We start from the raw sequence: 8212 nt of genomic DNA on the forward strand, positions 1-8212 counted from the left end.
CTTCTCCCGTCAGGTCTTGATGATCAGTGTCGAGGCGCTGCGTTGCGGGCCGATGCCGCCGCTGACCTGCGCTTCGATGCTGACCAGTACGTCGCCGGCATGATAGGTGGGCAGAATTTCATTGGCATACATGCGCACACCCGCGCCAACAGGAACACCCACGTAAGGGGAAGCCACAGCAGAAGTGGCGCCAGCGAAGGCACTGGCGGCCAGGTTAGCGATCTTGGTGCGCTCGGCATTGAGGGCGTCGCCCTGTTGCCGCGTCAGTGGCTTGGAGATGCCGATCATCATCACGCACGGTAGGCTCTTGGCCAACATCTTGTCGTACACCTCGACGACCTTGCTGTTGACCTCGTAGTGGGCACTTTTCGCCTCACCAAAATGCAGCTCGCGCAGGCGTCCGCGTTCGCTGTCGGTGAGGGTGATCTGCGAGACGTTGAACACGATCCCGTGATTGCCCATGTATTGGAAAGTCCCTTCGAACTTCATCGCACGCATCCTTTCGAGCCAAAGGCGGGGATTCTCTAGAAGGCGGGCAGTGGATTCAAGGCAAAAGAAACGAAATGAGGAAACGGGGGGCAGGCCGACCTCCCCTGTCGCGACCTTTCCCCCCGCCGCTACTCACGCTCACGCCCGCTTGGGCAACTTCCAATTCGGCCGGATGAAGTGGCAGGTATACCCGTTCGGTATCCGCTCCAGATAGTCCTGATGCTCCGGCTCCGCCTCCCAAAACTCCCTGGCGGGTTCAATTTCCGTGACCACACGTCCCGGCCACAGCTTGGAGGCATCCACGTCAGCCGCAGTATCTTCGGCAATATCCCTTTGCTGTTCGCTCAGGTAGTAAATCGCCGAACGATAGCTTGGCCCCAGATCATTGCCCTGCCGATTCGGCGTGCTGGGGTCATGGATCTGGAAAAAGAACTCAAGGATCTGCCGGTAGGAAATCACCGCCGGGTCAAACACGATCTCAATCGCTTCAGCATGGTTGCCATGGTTGCGGTAGGTGGCGTTCGGCACATCGCCACCGGTGTAGCCGACTCGCGTGTGCAGCACGCCGGGGTAGCGGCGCAACAGGTCTTGCATGCCCCAGAAGCAGCCGCCGGCGAGGATGGCGGTTTCGGTTGGGTTGGTCATGGTCTGTCCTTGCGGTTAATGGAGACAGGAGTAGTTATGGGGCAATGCTGGGCAATACCAAGTTCAATCAAAGAAAACTGCCCCCCTATCGACTCAAGGTTTATTCCTGGAACGAAACGCCGCGACCTTCATCCGGTTGCCGCAGGTCGCCATGCTGCACCAGCGGCGGCGGTGTGATTTGCTCAGGTCATGGAACAACAGCACGCAATCGTGGGCCTCGCACTGCCGGACAAATTCAAACTTATCGTTCGTGACCAAGCCCACCAGCGACTCGGCCACCGGCCCAAGCAGGCTGGCCGGGCTGCTGTCCCGAGGATGCGTGGCAAGCCGAAATGCCTTCGTCTCCTGCGCCCATTCCAGCCTGCTCACCGGGCGCCCCGCTTCAAGCACCTGGTTGATCACCGCGAGATCGACGGGAACGCCTGTCATTGCCGCATTCACCACCGCCCGTGAACTCGCGCGGAGCGTGCGAGCGAGGGCCAGCAGCCCACTCGGCACCTTCGGGTCAACGTGCTGGGGCAACAGCCCCGCTTGGGTCAGCCAGCTCATAACGCTGTGATCATCGACGAAGCAGTCATGGCGCTGATCACCCACCCCATACTCGGAGTTGATGAAATCGAGGGCAAGGTTGTCAGCCAGAAAAAGTGCGCCTGAAGCAGTGCTGTTCGGATTCATGGGAGGCCTGTAACCAATAAAATATGTTTGACAGGTTACCAAATCCAGGCATAACCTTCAAACACCAACTTTAACGGTTACACAGGAAGCCACATCATGACCTCATCCAACGCCATTGCCGCTGCCGGGCTCACCGCCTCTTTGCTGATCAGCGGCGCGGCCCATGCAGACAACACAGTGCATTACCGCTACGAGCAGGTCGGCGACGTGAAGGTGTTCTACCGCGAGGCGGGCGACCCCAGCGCGCCGACCGTGTTGCTGCTGCACGGCTTCGCCGGCTCATCCTTCATGTTCCGCGAACTCATGCCCGAGCTTGCCGACCGCTACCACGTCATCGCGCCGGACCTGCCGGCATTTGGCTTCACCGAAGCCCCACCACGCGGCGAATACGCCTACACCTTCAGCCAACTGGCCAAGACCATCGGCCAGTTCACCGAACAGCTCAAACTCGATAAATACGCGCTGATGGTCCACGACTACGGCGCCCCCGTAGGCTGGCGCATGGCCGTCGCCCATCCGGAGCGAGTGACCGCGATCATTTCCCAAAATGGCAACGCCTACGAAGAAGGCCTGGGCGCCGGCTGGGCCCCTATCCAACGCTACTGGCACGCCCCGACCCAACAAAACCGTGAAGCCCTGCGCGACTTCCCAACCCCCGCCTCGATCAAGTGGCAGTACCTGGAAGGCGTGGCCGACAAAAGCTCGGTGTCACCCGATGGATACACGCTGGAAGGGCTGCAAATATCCCGGCCAGGCAATGCCGACATCCAGCTCGACCTGGTGCTGGACTACGCCTCCAACGTAGCGATGTACCCGGCCTTCCAATCGTACTTCCGCCAGTACCAGCCACCGCTGCTCGCGGTGTGGGGCAAGAACGACCCATTCTTCCTGCCGGCCGGCGCCGAGGCGTGGAAGCGCGATATTCCCAAGGCGGATATTCGTTTTTATGACACCGGGCACTTTGCGCTGGAAACCCATGGCAAGGAGATCATTCCGGTTATACGGGCGTTCCTGGACAAGAACCTCCAGTAATCAACGTAACCGTATGTAGGAGCGAGCTTGCTCGCGAAAAACGTCAACGATAACGCCGCGACTCTGGTTTCCCGCAGCGCTCCAAGATTCTTCGCGAGCACGCTTGCTCCTACGTTGTGGACATGTCCTACAGCAAGCCGCAGCGCCTTGCTCCATTGCCTACAGTTGCGTCAGAATCCGCCGGCTTGTGCGCTTGAGTGGGCGTCTCTAAGGTGGCCCGGTCGCTGACAACTCAGTGATCGGGTTTAGTAGCCCGAGTGACAACATAAAGTGCATGAGCCTCATCGATCAGATGTTCTTGTCTGTACTTGATGGTGGCTGTGCGCAGGGCGCCCTCGGGCGCGCCGGCTTTGTGTGTTTCCCCGGTCTACTAACCTGCGTACAGCCGCCACCCTCTCGTTTAGTAGCGAAACGGTGTTGGCCCTAAAACAGGTACAACACACATGTTCAAAGTCACGCCGAATCCTCCAAGCGGTCCAGACCTGAAGCCTAATCAGGCGGCGCATCGTGCGATTGATCACTACTTCAACGCACGCGCCGAACCGCCAGGGCCGCCTCCTCCACCTTCGACTACGCTGTTCAGCGTTGCGGACGATGCCAGCAGTGAAGTGCTGATTGCCAACAGCTATGAGACCTTTTCTTCGGTTAACGCGTTGTTGCTTGACCTGTCGGATGAGCTGACGGGGAAGCAGCAGGATGTGGCGTTGGCGACTCACCAACTCAGCGAGTTGGGAGTGTTGCTGATGGATAAGTTGATGACGCGCGAGACCGCTAACTAGACGCGTCACTCACAAAAGGTCGCCGAGTCGGCTCAGCCCATGCAAAAAAGACCCGGCGACTTCTTGCATCTATGGCCGGCGCCCGATCTTCTCTATGCTGTTGACCTTCCATCCACAGTGAAGGGCAGCCCCAATGAATGTGGGCCGTGCACGGCAATTGCTTCAAGAAGGAATCAATCGTGAGGCGCCGATTGAGAGCCTCATCCACGTCCTCGAAGCCGCGATAGAACTGATCGGTCTTCCGGACAACGATTTCTGCTGGTCAAGCTGGGAAGACGAGGCACAAGCGAAGGGGGAATTGCTGGGCTTGATCAGCGTGCTCAAATCAGGGGGTTTGCCCAACAGGCTGGATATGGCGGTTCTGTTCACCGTCACCGGCCCACTGCAAGAACTCAGCCTCAGCAGTGGCTGGGCGAACACCTTCCTCAAGTTGGCAGATAAGTACGACGAAGTTGAAGCGCTGCTGTGGTGAGAACCCATTCGGCCCTCCACCACGTCGCACGGAATTGCCGATGAGGCCAGCAGGGAAATGCTGATCGGCAACAGTTCCGAAGCCTTTTAGGCTTTATGTGTTTTCCTCAGCGTCGATGAACTTCTTGCGATTCACCATCCAGGGTAGCGCCGGCTGACTGCGTATTTTCTTGCAGCGGTTTTTTGTAAATTGGTAGGTCACAAGATCAACGAAGTGACGGTTGCCTTTAACCACATCGTAGGTAATAAGAAAATAAATCAAGGGGCTTTTAGCATCGATCCATTTGTTCAACGTTTGGTCCAGAGCCTTTTGAATGTCCTCTACACGGCTATAGCCAATGAACGTCTGAAAGGCTGCCTGACCGGCCTTGCTATACAGCTTTTCGATTTCGTTGATGTCCGTGTGGGCACGCTTCCACTCCCACTCCACGAAGGTCAAAATATCCTTTTCAGCGTACTGCACCACCGCATCGGTACGCCCGCCCGATTCGAAAAGCGCCCGTGCGCCCAGCAGGCTGGCACATTGCCGAATTACGAGGCCCATATGAATCGTCCAATTGGCCCGGTTCGCCAAGCCGACTGTTTCAGTAACCGGAAAATCCTTGTACCAGAGGTAGTTAAACAGCGTAACGAAGTCCCGCTCAATCCGTTTCATTATGGCTTCCATATGTCTAATGATTAAGTGTAATTAACGTTCCAGCCATGACTCCCCACGCCCTAAAGGTTTTCGTTAGCGATCCCCTGAGCGCGTAGCGACAGTCGTCAATGTATCGGCACTACGCCGCTGAACTTTATCTTCACGCACTGTCGTCTCGTCGCGCCCATTGTGCAGGTGCGTAATACACGATCGGGCTTAATCTACAGCGCCCGCCAATCGGAGGCTGTGCTGTTTATGGAAGGATATCGAGCGGCCGTTACCCTCAAAGCGACACCTATTTTGAAGCGCATTGCCACACCTCAGCGTGACGACCGACAGTGTTTAGCCTGTAGCCGTCCTTCAGAACATTGGAAATAGAAGGGTTGGTGGTGGTACGGGTAGTTAATCCTCCATCAATCAATAGATCGCAGAGTCGTTGTGACCCCTTTACGACGACTCACGATTTCTTTGGCCTTGCTACCTTCCAGATTGAGCACGTTGAGAGTTCACATTCCGCCGATTCGACTGAAGCGTCATGGCGAGACAGAATGAAAATTTTCACTCGCCAACAACCGCCAACGGTGAAGGGCCATTTCCGACTTAAAGCGGATATTAACACCAGATAAAAAACAGCCATCCCAAGCATTTGTATGCTTGGGATATTTGGCCAGGGAGGTTGTATTTTACATTACCTCCACCAACTCAAATTCCTCTGCCACAAGCTCCATAGACTCGTCGAATGAGCCCTCTCTTTGGAAAAAATCTTTATGACCCTGCATCCAGTAACTGAGGCTGAGATCCCCTTCACCTTCCTTCCTTGCAAGATCTTGATCTACGTCGCAGTAACGAATTATGCGCATCGAAATGACTCTAACGACACATACAGGTTCGTCCTTACTGTTGAGAATAATGCTGTAACCACCAATAGTGGGTGACTTATCTTCATGCTTGAATGACGAGAGCGAGCTACAGCTAGCCGTTTTTATTCCTTTAGCAACAAGCTCAGCCAGCTCATCTGCCATTTCTGGAGTATCCCCAAATGACCATGCAATGGCCCCTGGGTACGTAATTTCTAAATCATCAATTATGCTCATAACTAAATCCCGTCAAACCATATTATTGGCTATAGCGCTGGCATTCATAAATCGTCAAGGCCTATGCGAAACTCAGTTGCTGAAATTCTTTATCCGAATCCAACGTCGGCTCTTCGGACCAGGTATTACACGTAAACTCTTTGGTAGGTGACCGAATCTTTTAGATCCAGGCAAAAGTAGCATTCGAGGCAACTGATGGGGGGCTTTTTTGGCCGGAGAGGACCGGCCTGCGCACAAAAAATCTGACGGTCCCTCGATCAGTCCCGCGGAGTCTGGCCAGTCGAATGTCCAATGCTCGCGAGAAAAATCCTAGTGTCCCGATTAGACCGCAGATAAACCACGCGGCACGTTGATGGCGCAGTTGCGGCGAGTTGCTGCATTTTTGCGCGCGCTGATCTTTTCGTCTGCCACATGAATCTAAAAAACTCCGGCAGGTTCGCCAGCAGTTCAGGACAGTTATGCGGCAAGTCAGGCCGAGACTGACCGCGTTGGAGCAGCGTTCTGCGCAGTACGCGCAAGAATCGAAGCGTCGCCGAACGATCAATCCATATCAAAAGATCTGCACGGGCCATCCGGTTGCCCCAAGTGGCCGAATGACCACCTTCGAATATCCAGCAATCACGGGCCTCGACGTCGAGACAAAGCTGCGTCTTCTCGTCCCGGCTTCGTTCTATCCAACCTGGCTGCCAGTGGATGGTGTCGATATGAACGACCGGCAAGCCAGTGAGCTGACCAAGCTTACGCGCCAAAGTGCTTTTTCCAGACCCAGGTTGACCAACAATCATCACCCGTTGCATCGAAGCACCTTCTCGCTATTCAAGCTGATTTTTTGGGGGTGGGGATTTTACGTCAATGCCTATATCGGTCAACAACAAGGGGGCATAGCGACAGACAGCTTTCGCCCAGAAGACTTCAATCAACTGGAGGGCACGGGTGGGTTGGAATGTACCAGTGGGCTGCGGAGTCGAGATGAGCGTGTTTCTGCTTTCGAGGCAAGAAGGGCGTATCGAGCGTACCCAGTGCTATTGAAACCCAACTGGCAAACTCGCCCTGAGACCGTGACCAGAACAAGGCCGAACCACACAGCACGCAGAACTCGCGTGATACCGTCGCTGAAGAAGCAAAGGATTTGATATGGATGGAGCCGCTAAGTATTTGCAGCGCGCTACGCGGAACACTGCCGTAAGAAGCAAATGCCGCCCCATGACCTTTGCGACACTGGCTGCAATGACAATGAGTCACTGCTTTCGGTGTGGTGGATAGCTCATAACTGACGGCGGCACATAAACAGCTTCCTTGGTACACCTCTGTCATACGCTCTTCCGTACATGCAAAAGTGCCAGCGTAGCCCTACCTATCTAATCAGTCGAGCGACGGCTATTGGCCGATTCTGTTGAAAACAGTCGGCCACGGTTTCCGCAGCTGAAAAGTACGCGCCCGACGTTGAAATCTTTTACTTTCGGCTGAGGTGTCCAGAAGCGGATTTTAAATAGCAGCGTGTAAAAAAGGCGTTTTCGCCGGTCGATGATCAGGCAGCTTTGGATGACCGGCTTTTTCAACAGAATCGGCCAGAAGCAGCCGCTCAATGTTGGCGCTGACGACGAATTGACCCAGTGGCCGATGCTACGCTGACCCACCACCGATGGCAAAATCCAGCGTTGGTAGTGGTTCACATTGTAAGAGCCTGGGTCAGTGAAATTTCGGTAACTGGGTCAATCCTGCGTTGGCAATAACAGTGTTGGCCTTCCTGATGAGCCAGAGCCACGTCAAGGCGCAGAAAAATGCATTGGAGCATGCCTTTTAGATAATAAGCTTATGATTTAAAACGATTTACAAGTCATAATATGCGTAAATGCATTTTTATCGTTGTGCGACTTACTGGTTTTATGTACAGTGTATGTGCCTGGTGTCTATGAAGACAAGCAGGACACGGCCTGCTTTTGGTCTACTGAAATTTACGATTTGTGCATTTCTAAATAATGCCAGGTCGCATGGAGATTTTAATGTCTACAACAAATGGAATTGAGCTACCCCCTATCATCGTCACACCAGATCCGCTTCCACCTCCTGTGGTGCCGCCGATTGTGCCCGGCGGAGGGTATGTACCGAGACCAGGCACATGGAATAAAGATTATGTACCGGGCACTAAATTGACCGACCTCGGTATTAATCTTTATCAAGATAGCTCTGTAGTTCCTATTATTATTATAGCGACGGAGTCGGAACAAAGAATCAAAGATGCATACACAGCGTACATGCCTAATTTACCCGCTCAACTTGATGCTGAAATAAACGAGTCCATTGCACAGGGAGGTGATTTGTCTCTGGGAGGATTGAATGCTGAAAAGGCTCTAATAGATAACCTTCTTCAGATTAAAATGATAGAGCTT

Annotated in this window: 11 protein-coding genes and 1 pseudogene; 4 read left to right on the forward strand and 8 right to left on the reverse strand. The window is 54.2% G+C overall.

The genetic code is table 11. The features are described from left to right. Positions 1-9: 9 nt before the first annotated feature. The 3 genes from AD670_RS13120 to AD670_RS13130 all read right to left on the reverse strand — a co-directional run bounded on the left by AD670_RS13120 (position 10) and on the right by AD670_RS13130 (position 1809). The gene (locus tag AD670_RS13120; protein ID WP_053132636.1) at positions 10-489 is read right to left on the reverse strand and encodes a hypothetical protein; all 480 of its coding nucleotides are present in this window, start codon (positions 487-489) and stop codon (positions 10-12) included. A gap of 138 nt (positions 490-627) precedes the next feature. Beyond that, positions 628-1134, reverse strand: a complete 507-nt coding sequence (gene msrA / locus AD670_RS13125; protein WP_053132641.1) for a peptide-methionine (S)-S-oxide reductase MsrA — start codon at positions 1132-1134, stop codon at positions 628-630. A gap of 93 nt (positions 1135-1227) precedes the next feature. Continuing rightward, positions 1228-1809, reverse strand: a complete 582-nt coding sequence (locus tag AD670_RS13130; protein ID WP_053132643.1) for an ABATE domain-containing protein — start codon at positions 1807-1809, stop codon at positions 1228-1230. 96 nt (positions 1810-1905) lie between these two features. Here AD670_RS13130 and AD670_RS13135 point away from each other — a divergent pair, with 96 nt between their 5' ends. The 3 genes from AD670_RS13135 (at position 1906) to AD670_RS13145 (ending at position 4092) form a co-directional block, all read left to right on the forward strand. Beyond that, the gene (locus AD670_RS13135) at positions 1906-2841 is read left to right on the forward strand and encodes an alpha/beta fold hydrolase (RefSeq protein ID WP_053132646.1); all 936 of its coding nucleotides are present in this window, start codon (positions 1906-1908) and stop codon (positions 2839-2841) included. Positions 2842-3284: 443 nt separating this feature from the next. Beyond that, positions 3285-3620: a DUF6124 family protein gene (locus tag AD670_RS13140; protein WP_053132653.1), complete on the forward strand. Its 336-nt coding sequence runs from the start codon at positions 3285-3287 to the stop codon at positions 3618-3620. Positions 3621-3753: 133 nt separating this feature from the next. Further along, entirely contained in the window at positions 3754-4092 is a 339-nt protein-coding gene (locus tag AD670_RS13145) for a hypothetical protein (protein ID WP_053132657.1), read from the forward strand. A 93-nt stretch (positions 4093-4185) separates the two neighbouring features. On the opposite strand, the gene AD670_RS13150 is transcribed toward AD670_RS13145, so the two are convergent. From AD670_RS13150 to AD670_RS31450, 5 genes are all read right to left on the reverse strand, one after another. Beyond that, positions 4186-4746 (reverse strand): hypothetical protein, encoded by a 561-nt coding sequence (locus AD670_RS13150; protein WP_082340968.1) that lies wholly within the window; start codon positions 4744-4746, stop codon positions 4186-4188. Between the two features lie 665 nt (positions 4747-5411). Further along, positions 5412-5822: an ASCH domain-containing protein gene (locus tag AD670_RS13155; protein WP_053132668.1), complete on the reverse strand. Its 411-nt coding sequence runs from the start codon at positions 5820-5822 to the stop codon at positions 5412-5414. 257 nt (positions 5823-6079) lie between these two features. After that, a complete protein-coding gene (locus tag AD670_RS31975) occupies positions 6080-6619 on the reverse strand; it encodes an AAA family ATPase (RefSeq protein WP_082340969.1) in 540 nt (179 codons plus the stop codon). A 115-nt stretch (positions 6620-6734) separates the two neighbouring features. After that, the gene (locus AD670_RS30905) at positions 6735-7136 is read right to left on the reverse strand and encodes a GFA family protein (RefSeq protein WP_082340970.1); all 402 of its coding nucleotides are present in this window, start codon (positions 7134-7136) and stop codon (positions 6735-6737) included. A gap of 44 nt (positions 7137-7180) precedes the next feature. Then, complete coding sequence (locus AD670_RS31450; RefSeq protein ID WP_156338230.1) at positions 7181-7495, reverse strand: hypothetical protein; 315 nt, start codon at positions 7493-7495, stop codon at positions 7181-7183. Positions 7496-7825: 330 nt separating this feature from the next. Here AD670_RS31450 and AD670_RS31455 point away from each other — a divergent pair. After that, positions 7826-8212 (forward strand): annotated as a pseudogene (locus AD670_RS31455) (colicin transporter); the annotation flags it as partial.

It is taken from the genome of Pseudomonas sp. MIACH, from assembly GCF_001269925.1.
Taxonomy (GTDB): domain Bacteria; phylum Pseudomonadota; class Gammaproteobacteria; order Pseudomonadales; family Pseudomonadaceae; genus Aquipseudomonas.

What these genes read in the sequence shown, in the direction of transcription:
- AD670_RS13120 (WP_053132636.1), bottom strand. Translation starts at nt 489, where the DNA reads ATGAAGTTCGAAGGGACTTTCCAATACATGGGCAATCACGGGATCGTG.
- msrA (WP_053132641.1), bottom strand. Translation starts at nt 1,134, where the DNA reads ATGACCAACCCAACCGAAACCGCCATCCTCGCCGGCGGCTGCTTCTGG.
- AD670_RS13130 (WP_053132643.1), bottom strand. Translation starts at nt 1,809, where the DNA reads ATGAATCCGAACAGCACTGCTTCAGGCGCACTTTTTCTGGCTGACAAC.
- AD670_RS13135 (WP_053132646.1), top strand. Translation starts at nt 1,906, where the DNA reads ATGACCTCATCCAACGCCATTGCCGCTGCCGGGCTCACCGCCTCTTTG.
- AD670_RS13140 (WP_053132653.1), top strand. Translation starts at nt 3,285, where the DNA reads ATGTTCAAAGTCACGCCGAATCCTCCAAGCGGTCCAGACCTGAAGCCT.
- AD670_RS13145 (WP_053132657.1), top strand. Translation starts at nt 3,754, where the DNA reads ATGAATGTGGGCCGTGCACGGCAATTGCTTCAAGAAGGAATCAATCGT.
- AD670_RS13150 (WP_082340968.1), bottom strand. Translation starts at nt 4,746, where the DNA reads ATGAAACGGATTGAGCGGGACTTCGTTACGCTGTTTAACTACCTCTGG.
- AD670_RS13155 (WP_053132668.1), bottom strand. Translation starts at nt 5,822, where the DNA reads ATGAGCATAATTGATGATTTAGAAATTACGTACCCAGGGGCCATTGCA.
- AD670_RS31975 (WP_082340969.1), bottom strand. Translation starts at nt 6,619, where the DNA reads ATGCAACGGGTGATGATTGTTGGTCAACCTGGGTCTGGAAAAAGCACT.
- AD670_RS30905 (WP_082340970.1), bottom strand. Translation starts at nt 7,136, where the DNA reads ATGACAGAGGTGTACCAAGGAAGCTGTTTATGTGCCGCCGTCAGTTAT.